Source organism: Rhizobium phaseoli, from assembly GCF_001664385.1.
In the GTDB taxonomy this organism is placed as follows: domain Bacteria; phylum Pseudomonadota; class Alphaproteobacteria; order Rhizobiales; family Rhizobiaceae; genus Rhizobium; species Rhizobium phaseoli.
Genome location: NZ_CP013533.1, coordinates 87,052 through 103,429, shown reverse-complemented (window position 1 = coordinate 103,429; position 16,378 = coordinate 87,052). Strand labels below are relative to the sequence as shown.

The following is a 16,378-nucleotide window of genomic DNA, read 5'->3' as shown; positions in this document are numbered from 1 at the left end:
ACCCCTCACCCACGGCTCCATCCATGTATTGCGAAAGCTGGGCGCTTTAGCGCTGCTGGCTCGGCGGGTGTTGATGCCAAGTCACCGTAGCTGCACTGCTATCGGATGATCGGCAGAGCCAACGTGAGGAGCGCGGCGAAGACCATGAGGACGCCGTAAGGTATCTTCCGGCTCGCCCGGATTTCCCCAATGCGCATGAAAAAGGCGAGATGTGCGACGCGCAGCGGGACCGGCAGCCGCAGGACCAGGAGCGTCACGACTCCAAGAACGAGGAGCAAAAACGAAAACGGCAGCATCCCATGCCATCCGACAAAGAGGCCGATCGGCAGGAAAAGCTTGGCGTCTCCTGCGCCAAACAGCCGGAACGCCCACAGAACCACCCCAAGCACGAACATCAGCAGGCCGGCCCCGACGTCGCCGCCAATTCCGCTCGACGCAAAAAGTGCCGCTCCGACATCCTCGGATCCAAGCATCACGGCCACCGCGCGCAGCGCATAAAGTGTCACGAGCGCAAGCACAACCGTGTTGGGAATCTTCCATGTACGGAAATCGGTCCAGGCGGCGTAGAGAAAAAGTAATACTGATAGTGAGCTAATAAAAGCGGCCATTTGCGACATAGGAATCAACCTTTTGGGCTATGATTGTCTATCAGGTAACTTCGATTTCCACTCAACTTTGGCGAATACGCCGTTTTTTACCGCCGATCATCGGGCTTTAGTCTTAACCATAAGTATAAATCTCAATTCAATCTGGTATAAAACAATTGACTAAATTAGAATTAACAGACTATTAATATTCCCAGTCGAAGAGGCGGTCTCGACGACAAGGTGGCCGAGGGGATTTACGGCCCACAACTTATCCGGAGGAAATTCTCGATGAAAGCATTTGTAAACAGCGTACGCGCTTTCGCGCGGGAAGAAGATGGGGTCGCACTCACGGAATACCTTATTCTGCTTGCCCTGCTGGTTGGCGGCGTGATCGGGGCGGTAACACTGGCCGGCACCAATCTGGCCACCGTTTGGAATGCATGGGCAGGTTGGTTCACCGCCACGCTCGCCGTCCCGGCCTGATATTGGCCTACGAAGAAGAGAGGGGGTTTTGTTAACCCCTCTCTTCTAAATTAGAAGCAACGAATGGATGCACTTCGTCCAGTGTAGCGAGTAACCGCGATGCGTTCTTCAACGATTCTCAGTCTCCTCATTGCGTTTGTACTCGCCGCAGCAGCAGTTTTCGGCATGCGCGAGTATCTCTCCGATCAAAAGGCCCGGCTGCTGGCGATGAACGGCATGAAGCCGGAGGAACGGACGCTCGTCGTCGCCGCCAAGCCAATGCGCTTCGGCGACCGGATCCGCTCCGAAAATTTGAAAGCCATTCCGTGGCCCTCCAATGAAACACCCGCAGGCTCGTTCGTCAGCATCGAGGCGGTCGTCGGCAACGATGCCCAGCCGCGTTATGCCATGGCGGCGATCGACCCTGGCGAGCCGGTGCTATCCTCGAAAATTACCGGTACCGGCGAACGCGCCACGCTGTCGGCGGCGCTCGACCAGGGCATGAAGGCGGTCTCCATCCGCGTCAACGACGTGCTCGGGGTTGCCGGCTTCGTCAGGCCCTCCGATCGCGTCGACGTACTTCTGACGCGGGTGGTACGCGGGCCAGCAGGCAATGATCAGACTTTCGTCGACGTGCTTCTCCAAGGCGTCAAGGTGCTGGCGGTGGACCAGACGGCAGACGAACGCAAGGACGAGCCATCCGTCGTCAAAACCGTGACCTTCGAGGTCACGACCGATGAGGCGCAGCGCCTTACCCTCGGCTCCAGTATCGGCACGCTGTCGCTGGCACTTCGCAATGTTGCCTCTTCCTCTGTCGAGCAAACCCGACCGATCACCGTCGCCGACCTTGGTGGCGGGGCGATGGCGACGGAATTAAGCAATGACTTGGAAAAGAATAAGTTGCCAGAACCTGAAAAACAAGTGCAGATTGTGGAACAAAAAGTCGAACCGGTGTTGCCGGTCGAGCCAAAGTGGGTGACAGTGGGTGTCTGGAACACGACGAAGCGCGAGGAGCACCGAGTCGGCCTGGTCCAGTGATATTTAGGCGGCGTGCCGCAGATGCGGCTAGCCGAACGAGGGGGCTAAAGCAGGCATGGCGAATGGCAAGAGAAGAAGCGCAAGGACGACAAGCCTTGCGGCACTGGCGGCGACTTTTTCAGCCTGTGTGATTTTAGGGCCTGGATTTGCAGGCTGCGCCAGCGCACAGGAAAAGTCCGTCACGCTCGGCAAGTCGGTCCAGCATGTGACGTTGCCTCCAAACGAGACGCTGACGCTCAATACCGGACAGCCCTTCGGCGATCTGGTCATCGGCAGCGCCGATATGATCGACGTGGTGCCGCTTTCCGACAAGTCGCTGTTCGTCCGCGGCAAGAAGACCGGCGCCACCAATATCTCGGTCTATGGCGACGACAAGTCGCTTCTCGGCGTCATCGACATCCGCGTTGCCAGCGATTTCAGCGAAGTCTCCGCCGCCATTCGCTCTGCGGCGCCTACGGCCCGGGTCAGGGTGTTCAATTCCAACGATCGCATTCGCCTGGTAGGCGTGGTCCGGGACAGCATCGAATTGCAGCGGGTGCTGGAAATCGCCCAGTCCTATTCCGAGCAGCCGGTGCTGAACCAATTGCGCGTCAGTGACAGCCAGCAGGTGATGCTGGAGGTTCGTATCATCGAAGCCTCGCGCCAGACGGGTCGTGACCTCGGGATCGGGTGGTCCGGATACGGCAACAACAACCGCATCGGCAAGGCGACGACCAGCCAGGGTATCGCCGTGGACGATAGTGGCAACCTGGTCCGGACCCTGGTTGACCCCAAGGGTGCGGCAACAGGTATGCTGCCATTCGGCCAATTGATCGCCAAGGTGCTGGAAATTTCGGGCGGCCACATCGACGTGGTCATCAACGCGCTCGAGCAGAAGGGATTGGTGCGTCGCCTGGCGCAGCCGAACCTCATCGCCATGAGCGGCTCGACCGCCAGCTTCCATGCCGGCGGTGAAGTGCCGATCCTGAAGACGACGAACAACGGCACGACGGTCGCCACCGAGACGGACTATCGCCCCTTCGGTGTGCGGCTGACCTTCAAGCCGGTGGTGCTTGACGACGGTGTCATCAATCTGGAGATCGAGCCTGAGGTTTCCGAGCTCGATCCATCGATCAACGTCAACGGCAATCCGGGATTCATTTCGCGCGCTGCCAGCACCACGGTCGCGCTGCGCGACGGTCAGAGCTTTGCCTTGGCCGGCCTGCTGCAGTCGGTCAATGCCAAGGACATCCAGCAGATGCCGGGCCTCGGGCAGATACCGGTCCTCGGCGCACTGTTCCGCTCGACGAGTTTCCAGAAGAAAGAATCCGACCTCGTTATCGTCGTCACCCCGCACATTGTGCGACCGGCTCGACCTGGTGAGGATCTCTATAGTCCACTCGATCAGACGCGTTCGTCCAACGACGTCGAGCTTTTTGCGCTCGGCGTGATGGAAGTCGACAAGGACATGCTTCGACGGTTTCGCAATGGCGTAGGTGTGACAGGCCCCTATGGCCATCGTCTCGACCTGAATCAGGGAGGCAAAGTCGTTGTTACAAAACGCTAAGCGGGTCCTTCTCGTCGCTGCCGCCGCCGGCCTCGCTTCCGGCTGCGCCGACTACATGAACAATCGCGACTCGATCACCTTCGGGGTTGGGAACGCAGTAGAAGCAAACAAGGCCATCCATATTCAGGACCCCTTCCCGCCAGAAGCGCAGCGAACCCAGATCGCAAGCGACGGCAAGGTGATCCGCAGGGTGGTCACGCAGTACCAGAACGGCGGGGTGAGCGTCATTCAGCCGTCACCAGCCATGGGGGCGAATGGGGCGTCCAACGGGGCGACCGTCAGCCAGTAGCTGGCGAAGGCATGACCGGCGTCAGTGCGCCGGAGGGGAATGCACAAAACAGGGGTCGTCGCGGCGATAGCGCCGCGATGGGGGGTGTGCCAATGCTGAGCAGGGTTGTCAGACGGTTCTGGAACGATCATCGCGGCTATGTCATCGCCTTGACGCTCATCGCCATGCCCATGCTTCTCGGCTTTTCGCTGCTGGTCATCGATGTCGGCCGCAGCAGCAACCTGCATTCCGATCTCCAGAACGCCGTCGATGCAATGGCGCTCGCCGGAGCCCGCGAACTCGATGGCCGTGACGATGCCATTACCAGGGCGCAGACGGCGATCGAGAAAATCGCCAACAGCGCGGCTTTTTCCGGCGGCGGGACCGGCATGTCGCTCGGATCGTATATATCAGTGGCCTATGACGCCGGCAACGATGCCGGCAGCACGGTCACAGTGCTTTTTCTGAAGAACATCCCGGCCAACGACGATACGCCCATCCCGTCTTCGATGGAGACGACAGTGGCCAGCGAAGCTTCCTATGCCTGGGTCATCGCCAAGCCGCAGGCGATGCAGACGATCTTTCCGATCCCGGTTGGCTTCACCCGCGATACGATCAACATCGCTGCCGACGCGGTCGCGGTCTACCACGCCAGCGCCTGCGACGTGACGCCGATCTTTATCTGCAATCCGTTCGAGCCGGTGGGGAACACCAGCGAAAGCGCCAGCGAAACTGCAGCGACGGCCTTGCACACCAATTTTGCGGCCGGCAATCTCTACGGACGACAGATCGAGCTTCACAGCACCGCGGCGTCCAATCCCGGTCCCGGCAATTTCGGCTTCCTGCGGACGCCGTTGGGCAACGGTGCATCCGTGCTGGCGGAGGCTCTTGCCACCGGCAATCCCGGTACCTGCTATACACAGGACAACCTCGATACGGAGACCGGCGCAAAGGCCGGACCGGTCGAGGACGGCGTGAACACGCGCTTCGGTTATTACTCCTCATCGTTCAACAAGGCGAACGGAGATTATCGTTACCGACCTGCCCAAAACGTGCGCTCCGCTCAGTCGATCAGCGGCAAGGGAAAGAAGGGCTGCGACGCCTATAATCCAGTCATGGTCGGGTCCGTTGTCGGCGATGCGACCAAGGCTTTGCCGCTTGGCTACGGAGCGACCATGACCTCGCTTGCCGGCGGCAAGATCAGCAGCGGCAACAATTGGAACTACACGACCTATTGGAACGTCGCGCAGGGAACGGCAGTGCCCTCGGTGAGCACGGTCCTCAGCAACTACTCCAGTTATCCCCCGCAGGCGACCGGAACACCGAGCCAACCCTCCGCTTACGATGTTTATCGTTACGAGCTAGCAACCCCGTCTCTCATCAGCCATGCCTCGGCGAATGGTGAGACCGGAACACCGGCAACGGGTGGCCAGTGCTATACCGGCCCGGACCTTTCGAACTATACGGCGGCCGAATTTGGTGACCGCCGCGAGATCTTCTCGGCCATCGTCAATTGCGGCTACGAAGCCTCGGTCGGCCATCTAAACGGTCACAAGGCGACGCGCGCCGTGGCCTTCGCCCGCATGTTCCTGACCAAACCGGCGATAAAGGATGCCGGCGAACGATACCTTTCCCTGGAGATGATCGACATAACAGGCAAGGGTGGTCGCGGTACGCTGGACGAATTCCTGCGGGAAGAATCGGAGTTGGTCAGATGATGGCGCTCCGCAATTTTATTTTGCATCGGCTTTGCCTCGGTTTCTGGCGGCGGGAGGAAGGCGCAGTGCTGGCCGAAGCGCTGCTCGCGATCCCCTTTGTGACGCTCTTTGCGGCGGGAATACTGGAGTTTGGCAGCATCTTCTGGCAGCGCATGCAGATCGACGCAGGCTTGCGCGATGCCGGGCGTTACCTCTCGCGCTGCCGACCGGCGTCCGGAACCTATGTGCCGACATGCAATCAGGCGACTGCGAAGACGATTGCCTTTTACGGAACGCAAACACCCCCGGCAGGCGCTGAACCCCGCGTCCCCGACTGGAAGGACCCTTCCGACATCACCATCACGGCGCCCGATGCGGATGGCAACATCACCATTTCCACAGCTCATCTCTACAAGAGCTCGCCGGTGTTCGGCTTTCTGGGAATCGACGCCATCACCATCAGTTCCTCCCATGAAGAGAGATACATCGGATGGTGACCTCTAGGGCAATCAAGACATTCTGGCAGGATAGCAGCGGTGTCAGCCTTGTCGAAGCCCTGCTGACCTTTCCGATCGTCATGCTGGTATTCGCCGCCTTCATCGAGTTCGGCTATGCCATGTCGCAGTGGAATCAGACGGTCAAGGCACTGCAATATGGTGCCCGTCTGGCGGCCGTATCTGATCCGTTGACGACCAATTTCAATGCCGTTTTCCCGATCGACGCTGCCGATCCGCTCAATAACGGAAAAGCGGCGCCGAACGATGCAACAATATCCTCGACCTGCGGACCGGCTCTTGCCAACTGCACGGCGGCATTGAACCGGATCGTCCTGGGAAGCGACGGCGTTTGCAACGTGGGAACCGATCCCCACCCCGGCATTTGCGACCTCAATTGGCGTATCACGCCGGATAAGCTGATGGTCACCTACCAGCGATCGGGGCTCGGCTATTGGGGCCGGCCGGACGGGCCTGTGCTGACGATGCGGCTGGAGGTGCGCGACATCACCTTCGATCTGCCGATCCTCGGCGGACTGCTGGGACTGAACGACGTCACCATCCCGGCCCATCCGGTGACGATCACGACGGAAGATCTGAAGACCTGCTCAACCTGCTGACTCCTTTTATCACGCGTAGGAAAGCGAAATGACAGCTCACATGAACATTGCCGCATCCACCAAGATACTGGTTCTCTCCGACGACGCGGCTGCAGCGAGCTTCATGCTCGATACGTTCGGGTCGCTTTCGCGTTACGATGTCCGCCATCTGGCACTGAAGGCGCTCGGGGAAAAGGGCAAGTTCGATCCGACGCAGTTCGACCTGATCGTTCTCGACGTCGACAGGGGCGAATTGCTGCAGCGTCCGGAGCTCTTCGCGTTTCGCACCAGCTACCGGGATATCCCCCTCGTCGTCGTTTCCGAAGATCTGCCGGACGACATGCTGCGGCTGCTCTTCCGGCTGAACGGCAATGACTGGCTGAAGAAGCCGCTCGAGCGCCGCGCACTGATCGACATGATTTCGACCCATGCGCCAGGCACGGGGGCCAGCGACAGCCGCGTGCATGCCGTGGTCTCAGCCGTCGGTGGCGCCGGCGCCAGCATGATCGCCTCATCGCTCGCGCATGTGCTGGCCCAGCCGACCAAGAATTCCAAGCCGCGGGTTGACCTGTTCGACACGGATTTCTGCGCCGGGACGCTCGGCTATTATCTCAACCTCGTCAACGACTACGACTTGAAACCGGTCATCGCCAATCCTTCCCGGGTCGATCTGGAATTCATCGATCTGGTCAAAAAGCGTCATTCGGGGGGCTTTTCGCTGCTGTCCTTCAAGCAACCATCCGTCCTTCTGGCGCCGAAGGGCGGTGAACTCGTGCTGCGTATGCTCGACGTCGCCGCCTTCGAGAGCGACCACACGATCATCGACATTCCCTATTATGACACGCCGTGGAAATACGATGTGCTCACTTCGGTCAACAGCATCTGCATTGTCACCGAAATGACGGTTCCCGCGCTTTCTCAAGCCAAGGATTTGTTCGCCAATCTGGTACGGCTGCGAGGCAGTTCGGATCAGATATTCATCGTCATCAACAAATACCGCGCCAAGCTTTTCGGCCTCGGCGTGCGCCGGCAGCAAACGGAGAAGATATTCAAGGATATTCCAACGCATGTCATTGCGGATGACTGGGATACCGTGAGCGAAGCGGCCAACCGCGGCGTGCTGCCGTTTCAAGTAAATTCCCGGGCGCGCTTCTGCGCCGCGGTCGGCAAACTCGGAGCACTGGTGCGATGAAGGCGGTCGACAGTGGGCGCATAAGGTCCTGCGCCATCCATGTCGGCCTTGTGGTTTTGGCAATTCTGGCGGCTGCCGGGGATGCCACGGCGGCCGGGCTTGTGCCACGAAGCCTTGGGCCGACGACAAGCGCCATGGTGGCGATCGAAAAGAACTACGCGCCCGGAACAATCGTCATCGTCACCGCGAACCGTACGCTGGATCTCGTCATCTCCCCGGGACGCGCGATCCGCTACAAGATCGGCGTCGGACGAGACGGCTTTCGCTGGAGCGGCACCGTCAAGGTTGGACGCAAGGCTGAGTGGCCTGACTGGCGCCCGCCCGCCGAGATGAAGGCGCGCGCGGCGGGACTTCCGGACATCGTCCCTGCCGGGCCGCTCAATCCATTGGGCGCTCGCGGGATCTATCTCTACAAGGGCGGGACCGACACGCTCTACCGCATTCATGGAACGAACGAGCAGTCGACGGTCGGGGGGTTCGCGTCATCGGGCTGTTTTCGCATGAGCAATGCCGACGTCATCGATCTCTATGAGAAGGTGAAAGTCGGCTCCACTGTCATCGTAAATTAGTTCAGGGGTGGGAAGCATGGCGAACGGCATCATGGGGCGTTTCTACAAGCAGCGGCAGGAGCCTGAAAGCCGGGAACATCTGGAGGCGACCGAGGTGTCTCCGGTCGGCACTGTTCAGAACATGCCTGTCGAGCCAACCCCCGACAGCGCCACGGCGAGTGGCGACGAGGCTTCGCTCGGGGCGGACATGGTTTCCGAGCGGGTCAATCTGCACCGCTACCTGCTCGATCGCATCAACCTCGGGATCCTCGACACGCTCGACAATGAGGAGATCGCCACCGAAATCCGGCCCTTGGTCAAGGACTATATCCGGAGTAACAACTTCCCGCTGAACGCCAAGGAAATCAATGATCTGATCCGTGATATCACCGACGAGATGCTGGGGCTCGGACCGGTCGAGCCGCTGCTGGCCGACGACACGATCGCGGATATTCTCATCAACGGCTACAACAGCGTCTATGTCGAGCGGAGCGGCAAGCTCGAGAGCACCGCCGTGCGGTTCAAAGACGAGGACCATCTGCTTCGGGTGATCAACAAGATCGTCTCGGCAGTCGGCCGCCGCGTCGACGAGTCGACGCCGATGGTTGATGCCCGCCTCAAGGATGGCTCACGTGTCAACGTCGCCATCCGGCCGATCTCGGTCGATGGACCGCTCGTTTCCATTCGCAAATTCACCCGCAAACCGCTGACATTGGAGCGCCTCGTGCACTATGGCGCTATGGCCGATGCGATGCGCATCCTTCTCAGCGCCGCGGTCAAGGGCAAGGTGTCCATGGTGATTTCAGGCGGCACCGGTTCTGGCAAGACCACCCTGCTCAACGCTCTCTCATCGCAGATTTCCCCGAAGGAACGGCTGATCACCATCGAAGATGCGGCCGAGCTTCAACTGCAGCAGCCACATGTCGGGCGTTTGGAAACCCGGCCGCCGACGCTCGACGGACGCAATGAAATCAGGCAACGCGAGCTCTTGAAAAACGCCCTGCGCATGCGCCCTGACCGCATCATCGTCGGCGAAGTCCGCGGCGACGAGGCGTTCGATATGTTGCAGGCGATGAATACCGGTCATGAGGGATCGATGACGACGATTCACGCCAACACGCCCCGCGACGCCGTCGGCCGGCTTGAGCAGATGGTCGGCATGGCCGGGATGCCGATGTCGCAGTTGAGCATTCGCTCGCAGATCTCGTCCGCCATCACCGTCATCGTGCAGGTCCAGCGCCTGAGCGACGGCAGCCGCAAAGTCGTCTCGATCTCCGAGATCACCGGCATGGAGGGCGAGGTCGTGCAGATGCAGGAGATCATGAAATTCAAGAAACTCGGTACCGACGAAGGCGGACGGATCCATGGCGAATTCCGCGCCACCGGCATTCGGCCGCGGTTCGTCGAGGAATTTGCCGAACTCGGGATCGAGATCCCCGTGGCGATTTTTGATCCCGGTAAACCGCTGCAAACGGGACCTGTTCAATGACCCTGACTCTCGTTTACGCCGCAATTTTCACCGCAGCCCTTGTTGCTGTCGAAGCGATCATGCGCGGCTACTTCAAGACATCCGAACGCCACCGCGCCGTGAACCATCGGCTGCGATTGCTCGAGGTCAGCGATGATCATCGCAAGACCTATGGCGATATGCTCAAGGAGCGCGGCGTTGCCGGCAGTTGGCGGCAAATCCCCATGATGCAGCGGCTGCTGCAGTTCTACGCCCAGTCGGGAATCAAGTTCGATGCCAGGCGATTTGCTCTCTTTACAATCGCGGGCGCACTCCTGACGTGGCTGGTCGTTCAGTTCCTCGTACCGAGCAATCTGTTTAGAGTACCCGTCTTTCTCCTGATCTGCCTCCTCGTCCCCGCACTCGTCGTCTGGCGCGCGCGGGCGCGCCGCATGAAGACATTCGAACTGAAGCTTCCTGAAGCGCTTGATGTCGCCAATCGCAGCTTGGCCGCCGGGCATCCGCTGCCCGCGGCGATTGCTTTGGTGGCACGCGAGATGCCCGATCCGATCGGCACCGAGTTCGGCCTCCTCTCGGATGAACTCACCTACGGCGTGACGCTGGACGATGCCCTTGTCAACTTGGCGGACCGGGTCGGCGTCGAGGATCTGAACCTGCTTGCCATATCGTTGAGTGTACAAGCGGGAACCGGGGGCAATCTGGTGGAGATCCTGCAGAACCTTTCGAAGACGCTGCGAGACCGGTCGATGCTGAAGGCAAAGGTCAGGGCGATTTCCTCGGAAGGACGCATCACGGCGATCTTCATGTCGGTCTATCCGTTTCTGCTCTACGCGATGATCAAGGCGTTGTCGCCGACCTACTTCGATCCCGTCTGGGACAGCGGCCACGGAACCACCGTGGTATGCGCTTTGCTGGCCGTCATGGCGGTCGGGAATGTCATTCTCTACAAGATGGTCAATTTCGAGTACTGAGGCGGTCATGTCGAGTGAGTATGGAATCTACCTCATCGTCTTTTTTGCAGTGCTGATCTTTTCTGCAGCCGCCTCGGAATTGTTTTTTCGCCAGCGCGAGGTCTCGGTTCGAGTGTCGAAGAGCTCGGCGGCTACAGGCGAGGAGTTCCACCTTGGCGATACGACGATTGCCGATCTCGGCGAGGCGGAAAACCGCCTGATCCGTCGTTATTTCGAGATTACGCTACGCGACACCAACCTGAACTCCACCCAGAACCGGCTGATTCGGGCGGGCTATTTCGCTGCCGGCGCTGTGACCACCTTCCAGGTGGTTCGCGCGCTGGTCTGTATCAGCATGCTCGTCGCGACGGTCTGGGCCCTGAACCGGATCTCGCCGAACATGTCGCAGATGGCAACCCTGGTCGTTGCCATGTTTGCTGCGGGCGCGACCTTTATTCTCGTCAACATCTATATCGACCGGCGTGGCGCCGCCAAGGAGAGGGAGTACCGCCGCCTCTTTCCCGATTTCATGGATATGCTGATCGTCTGCCTCGATGCGGGGATGAGCATCGAGGCGGCCGCCAACCGCGTTGCCCGGGAATTCGTCGACAAGCAGCAGGACTTCGGCCTGCATCTGTCGATCATGATGCTGGAAGTGCGGGGCGGCCGGCGATTGCGTGAGGCGCTCGCTAACCTTGCCACCCGCCTGAGGATCGACGAGGCCCGGGCCCTTTCCGTTCTGTTCCGCCAATCGGAGGAACTCGGAACCAGCGTAACGCAGACGCTGCGGGTCTATAGCAAGGAAATGCGCGATCTCCGCATTGTGCGCGCGGAGGAAAAGGCAAACGCCCTGCCGGTCAAGATGCTGCTGCCGCTCGGCGCGTTCCTTTTTCCGGTAAGCCTCTTCATCGTTCTTGTACCCGTTGTTATGCGTGTCGTCAGTCTTCTCATCGGCATGAAACCCGGCGGTTGAGCCAAGCGAGGTCGTATGCAGTATTCGCTCGAACAGAATCGTAACGAGGTCATCATTTCCCTCGATCCGCGTATGCCGATGGCACCAGCGAGTCTAGAACAGGCCGGATTGGACACCTCATTCCTGCTTCGGCTGGCGGCAAAATGTGCGGCCGAGCAGGATACAATCACGGCCTCTCATCTGGCCGACCGGATGAAATTGCCGAAAGTGATCGTCAACATCCTGATCAAGGAGCTCGTCAAACTCGCCTATCTCGAGGCTCGCGGCTTGGCTGGTGAGGATGTGCGATCCGATATTCGATATGCGCTGTCACTGAAGGGGTTCGAATATGCCCACGCGGCGTCGCGTCAATGCCAATATGTCGGCCCGGCGCCAGTGTCGCTGGACGCATTCTGCCGGCAAATAGGTTTGCAGTCCATCCACGACGAGCGCGTCACCCCGGAGCGGCTGACCGAGAGCCTTGACGGGCTGGTTCTCGCAGACGCCTTGGTCGAAAAGCTCGGCCCGGCCCTGAACTCCGGTCGCTCTATCCTGCTCTACGGACCGCCCGGAAACGGAAAGACAAGCATCGCCGAACGGACGTCTCAACTGTTTCGCCAAACGATATGGGTGCCCTATGCCATCGAGGTCGGCGGCCATGTCATCAGTTTCTATGACGAAGCGGTCCATCATCCCGCATCTGAGGCTGACACGGACTCCCATCCGAAAGCCGATCAACGATGGATCGAATGCCACCGCCCGGTGATCAAGACGGGTGGGGAATTGACCCTCGATCAGCTCGATCTCACCTTCAACGCGGGACCAAATGTCTATGAGGCGCCCATCCACTTGAAGGCGTCGGGCGGCGTTTTCATCATCGACGACTTCGGGCGCCAGCAAGTGGCGCCGCAGGCCCTCATCAATCGCTGGATCGTGCCGCTCGAGCGCGGATACGACTTCCTGACGCTGCATACCGGCAAGAAGTTCAGGGTTCCCTTTGACGAGCTGGTCGTGTTTTCGACGAATATCGCACCGAAGGACCTTTCCGACGAAGCGGGCTTGCGGCGCCTCAAATACAAGATCTTTGTCAACACGCCATCGCGCGACGAATATATCAGAATTTTCAGATCCTATGCCAGCGGCACCGGATTGGTCGTCTGTGATCCAGATCTGAACCTGTTCTATGATCGCAAGTACAACGGCGATGTGCTAGCCTCGTGCTATCATCCGAAGTATCTTTTGGATTTTGTCGGTTCGTACTGTGATTTCAACGGCATAGCGAGAATCGCGTCGCTCGATATGCTCGAACGGGCGTGGGAAGGTGTATTCACATCGGAATGACTGCGGACTTGGCGGCGAGCACGGCGTCCTGAATCCATTAACGACCTACGGGGGAGTAAACGAATGACCAGCATCCCGAGCATCGACGGCGAGGTCGGCGGCGCGAGACCAAGCGATATGCGAGTAGTTGAACCGAGAGCCTCAAAAAGCCCGGTCCTCGTCGGTCTCCTCCTCATGCTCTTGCCCGTGAATGCTGGCGTTCTCATCTATACTGCCAAAAACTCAGCGGATGTTCGCGAGAGCCGCGAGGCCATCGCCGCGCTTAAAAGGTCCATCGATGGCCTGAAAGGGCAAATGGAAAAGCAGTCGGACAAAATCGCGAGCAATGCCAAGGCCGACGAACTCGCAATTATCCGTCAGGAGATGGAAAGCCTGCAAAAGACGATACTTTCGACGAATGAACGGATGAGTAGCGACGTAAGCGGTGCACGCATGGGTTCAGCTTTGGTCCTGAGCGCGCCCGGCAAGGAACCGACACAATTTTTCGCACCCCGTGCCATGCCGGCGGGAACTCAAACTCCGGATAGCACTCTTGCATCAATCGAAGCTGGGGGCATTGCTGTCAGTGACCTGCCGCGTTACGAAAGAACGCTCTCGCCGGAGGGCCAGCTCATACTTCGAAAGGCACGGTAAACAACGCCTTCGGCGAAATCGCCGAAGCGATCGCGGGGGCGCTACCCGATGCTCCCAACGCGTCAAGGGCGCCAATCTCGACGCGGACGATTGCTGAAGGGCCTATCCCCGCTGAGGGTAATTCACGCTGTTCTTCATCAATTCGAGATTGCGGGCGGTGACTTCGTTTCCGGGATCGAGCTCATAGGCCTTCAGGAAATACTGTCTGGCCTTGCGCAAGTCACCGCGCAAAAGGTGAGAATATCCGATATTGTTGTAGTAGACCGGCGTATTGCCGATCATTCGCGAGAGTTGCTGGTAGGCGCGATCGGACGTATCGAAGCGGGCGACCATGTCGGCCGAGGCTGCCAGGCCCAGCCAGGCGGCCGGATCCTCCGGAAAAACGTCAACCGCACGTTTGTAGATGGCGTAGGATTTTCCGTAGTTCTTTTCCTGAAACTGCAGTTTGCCGTTGGTGATCAACTCGTCGTTCTTATAGAAGGCGACGGCCGAGTCATCCTCGAGGGTCTTTGCACTGTCGCCGTAAGCCGCCAGACCATCAACGCCGGATGATTGGCAGCCAGCCAAAATTGCTCCAGCCGCTATCAAAAACGCAATGCATTTAGTCCGAGCTCTGATCTGCAACATTCAACTTGATCCCCCATCAGACATTCTTACCAAAGATCCGGATGCGTTCACCTGAGATCATCGTAAAAAAAAGCTAACAACTCGAGAATTTTAGCAAACAGTCACAAAAAAGCGACAGGTGCGGTCTTCGCGCGGAAGGCGCCAAGATGATAAACGCCGACCACTCAGAGTTGGTATCATGTGTCCGGTGATTCTCAGAGTGTAAAATTAATCTACGTCGCCTACCCTTCTCGTCAGGTCAAAGGATGGAGCGTCGGGCGGCAGTGGCGAAAGCCGGCCTTTTCGATTTTACGCTGCCTCAACTTCAGCGACTGGTCCTTCCTGCCGCTATCCTATTCACCGCTTGGCACCTTCCTTTTTATGTCCGTGTTTGCGGCTTGCATCTGCTGCCATTTAAGAATCATCAAGCGTGCAATATCGGCGTGGTAGAAAAGGGTCGAACCGCCCCTGCGCAATACGATCAGCAGAGGCTCGGCGTTTCTCGCATGCTCGTAAATCCTGAGACGCCTCTTTCTTTTTCTTTGTAATTTCCGACATATATTAAATGGATTATGTACGTTCCGCAGATTGTCACGCGGGGATTAAGCTGTTGGCGATGGCAACCGCCAATCTTCACTTTGTTGTTTTTGCTGCTCTCAGCCTTGGCCTTCGTCGCACCGTCGGCATCCGACCGCGCTTCTGTCGTCCTCAAGGTGAACGGCGCCATTGGGCCTGCGATAGCTGACTACGTGGTACGAGGCATTCAGAGTGCCGGCGAACGTGGAGCGGTCTTGATCATCCTGCAAATGGACACACCCGGTGGCCTTGACACCTCCATGCGGGAAATCATTCGCGCGATCCTTGCCTCGCCGGTGCCTGTCGCGGGCTTTGTCGCACCAAGCGGGGCACGGGCTGCCAGCGCCGGCACCTATATTCTCTACGCAAGCCACATTGCGGTCATGGCGCCTGGGACCAATCTGGGTGCGGCGACACCCATCGCGCTCGGCGTAAAGCCTTTCGGCGGTGATGAGGAACCCGAAAAGAAGCCGGGCGAACCGAGTGGCAAGCCGGCGGAAGCTCCAGGCAATGCCCACGAAGCTAAGGCCGTTAACGACGCGGTCGCTTACATTCGCGGGCTTGCGGAATTGCGCAATCGCAACGCCGACTGGGCAGAGCGTGCTGTCCGCGAAGCTGCGAGCCTTTCATCCACCGCGGCGGTGCGCGAACGTGCCATCGATTTCATCGCCGTTGATGTCAACGATCTTCTTGCAAAGGCACACGGGCACATGGTGCGGGTCGGTCAAACCGACATCCGGCTCGATACCGCCGGTTTGGCCGTGCAGGAATTCGAGCCTGACTGGCGCACGCGCCTGCTTTCCGTCATTACCGATCCGAACATCGCGATCATCCTGATGATGGTCGGTATCTATGGCCTGATCTTCGAATTTCTCGCACCTGGGACAATGCTTCCCGGCACGATCGGCGGCATCTGCCTCCTCCTTGGTCTCTATGCCCTGGCATTGCTGCCGGTGAGTTTTGCCGGCCTTGGGCTTATTTTCCTCGGTGTCGGATTGACTCTGGCTGAAGCGCATTCGCCAAGCTTCGGCGCTTTCGGCATTGGCGGCGGGATAGCCGTGATCCTCGGCGCAACCATTTTGTTTGATACCGATATGCCCGGCCTGGAAGTGTCGCGCTCCCTGCTGGGCGCAATTGCATTCGCGACTCTTGCCTTTAGCCTTGTCGTTGCTCGCCTGGCATTCACCTCACGCTTGCGCCGGGTTGCCACCGGTGCCGAGCAGATGATCGGCATATCAGGTAAAGTTGAGAGTTGGGAGGGGCTGACGGGGTACGTGATTGCGCATGGCGAACGCTGGAAGGCGGTTTCCGCCGAACCCCTTGTTGCTGGTGACCTTGTCAGCGTGATCGGCCGCACCGGGCTGGCGCTTGAGGTCACCAGCCATCCCAAGGGCCCTTAACGGCACTCCGGAAGCAGGAGG

Annotated in this window: 17 protein-coding genes; 15 read left to right on the top strand and 2 right to left on the bottom strand. The window is 59.1% G+C overall.

The annotated features are described in order from the left end of the window. Positions 1-98 precede the first annotated feature (98 nt). The gene (locus AMC88_RS22175) at positions 99-617 is read right to left on the bottom strand and encodes a prepilin peptidase (RefSeq protein ID WP_064825947.1); all 519 of its coding nucleotides are present in this window, start codon (positions 615-617) and stop codon (positions 99-101) included. Positions 618-875: 258 nt separating this feature from the next. Between AMC88_RS22175 and AMC88_RS22170 the strand changes: the two genes are divergently transcribed. The 14 genes from AMC88_RS22170 (at position 876) to AMC88_RS22105 (ending at position 13,775) form a co-directional block, all read left to right on the top strand. Beyond that, positions 876-1,070: a Flp family type IVb pilin gene (locus AMC88_RS22170; RefSeq protein WP_064819592.1), complete on the top strand. Its 195-nt coding sequence runs from the start codon at positions 876-878 to the stop codon at positions 1,068-1,070. Between the two features lie 99 nt (positions 1,071-1,169). Then, a complete protein-coding gene (gene cpaB / locus AMC88_RS22165) occupies positions 1,170-2,087 on the top strand; it encodes a Flp pilus assembly protein CpaB (RefSeq protein WP_064819591.1) in 918 nt (305 codons plus the stop codon). A gap of 55 nt (positions 2,088-2,142) precedes the next feature. Then, a complete protein-coding gene (locus AMC88_RS22160) occupies positions 2,143-3,633 on the top strand; it encodes a type II and III secretion system protein family protein (RefSeq protein WP_064825946.1) in 1,491 nt (496 codons plus the stop codon). Further along, positions 3,617-3,922, top strand: a complete 306-nt coding sequence (locus AMC88_RS22155) for a hypothetical protein (RefSeq protein ID WP_064819589.1) — start codon at positions 3,617-3,619, stop codon at positions 3,920-3,922. The genes AMC88_RS22160 and AMC88_RS22155 overlap by 17 nt, the downstream gene beginning before the upstream one ends. Positions 3,923-4,014: 92 nt before the next feature. Next, positions 4,015-5,619, top strand: coding sequence for a TadE/TadG family type IV pilus assembly protein (locus AMC88_RS22150; protein WP_064825945.1), 1,605 nt, complete (start codon positions 4,015-4,017; stop codon positions 5,617-5,619). Continuing rightward, a complete protein-coding gene (locus tag AMC88_RS22145) occupies positions 5,616-6,095 on the top strand; it encodes a TadE/TadG family type IV pilus assembly protein (RefSeq protein WP_064825944.1) in 480 nt (159 codons plus the stop codon). Before AMC88_RS22150 ends, AMC88_RS22145 begins: the two co-directional genes overlap by 4 nt. Beyond that, on the top strand, positions 6,089-6,712 hold the full coding sequence (locus AMC88_RS22140; protein ID WP_064823268.1) for a TadE/TadG family type IV pilus assembly protein: 624 nt from the start codon (positions 6,089-6,091) through the stop codon (positions 6,710-6,712). Before AMC88_RS22145 ends, AMC88_RS22140 begins: the two co-directional genes overlap by 7 nt. Positions 6,713-6,740: 28 nt before the next feature. After that, complete coding sequence (locus AMC88_RS22135; RefSeq protein WP_064825943.1) at positions 6,741-7,883, top strand: hypothetical protein; 1,143 nt, start codon at positions 6,741-6,743, stop codon at positions 7,881-7,883. Then, positions 7,880-8,452, top strand: a complete 573-nt coding sequence (locus tag AMC88_RS22130) for a L,D-transpeptidase (protein ID WP_064825942.1) — start codon at positions 7,880-7,882, stop codon at positions 8,450-8,452. The genes AMC88_RS22135 and AMC88_RS22130 overlap by 4 nt, the downstream gene beginning before the upstream one ends. Before the next feature lie 16 nt (positions 8,453-8,468). After that, positions 8,469-9,920, top strand: a complete 1,452-nt coding sequence (locus tag AMC88_RS22125) for a CpaF family protein (protein ID WP_064825941.1) — start codon at positions 8,469-8,471, stop codon at positions 9,918-9,920. Further along, entirely contained in the window at positions 9,917-10,870 is a 954-nt protein-coding gene (locus AMC88_RS22120) for a type II secretion system F family protein (protein WP_064823264.1), read from the top strand. Before AMC88_RS22125 ends, AMC88_RS22120 begins: the two co-directional genes overlap by 4 nt. Before the next feature lie 7 nt (positions 10,871-10,877). Further along, positions 10,878-11,822: a type II secretion system F family protein gene (locus AMC88_RS22115; protein WP_064823263.1), complete on the top strand. Its 945-nt coding sequence runs from the start codon at positions 10,878-10,880 to the stop codon at positions 11,820-11,822. 15 nt (positions 11,823-11,837) lie between these two features. Then, positions 11,838-13,142, top strand: coding sequence for an ATP-binding protein (locus tag AMC88_RS22110; protein WP_064825940.1), 1,305 nt, complete (start codon positions 11,838-11,840; stop codon positions 13,140-13,142). A 63-nt stretch (positions 13,143-13,205) separates the two neighbouring features. Further along, positions 13,206-13,775, top strand: coding sequence for a hypothetical protein (locus AMC88_RS22105; RefSeq protein WP_010023078.1), 570 nt, complete (start codon positions 13,206-13,208; stop codon positions 13,773-13,775). A 102-nt stretch (positions 13,776-13,877) separates the two neighbouring features. Here AMC88_RS22105 and AMC88_RS22100 read toward each other — a convergent pair whose 3' ends face one another. Continuing rightward, positions 13,878-14,402, bottom strand: coding sequence for a tetratricopeptide repeat protein (locus AMC88_RS22100; RefSeq protein WP_064825939.1), 525 nt, complete (start codon positions 14,400-14,402; stop codon positions 13,878-13,880). Between the two features lie 551 nt (positions 14,403-14,953). Between AMC88_RS22100 and AMC88_RS22095 the strand changes: the two genes are divergently transcribed. After that, positions 14,954-16,357 carry an NfeD family protein gene (locus AMC88_RS22095; protein WP_064825938.1) on the top strand — a complete coding sequence of 468 codons (1,404 nt, stop codon included), beginning with the start codon at positions 14,954-14,956 and terminating at the stop codon, positions 16,355-16,357. Positions 16,358-16,378: the final 21 nt, after the last annotated feature.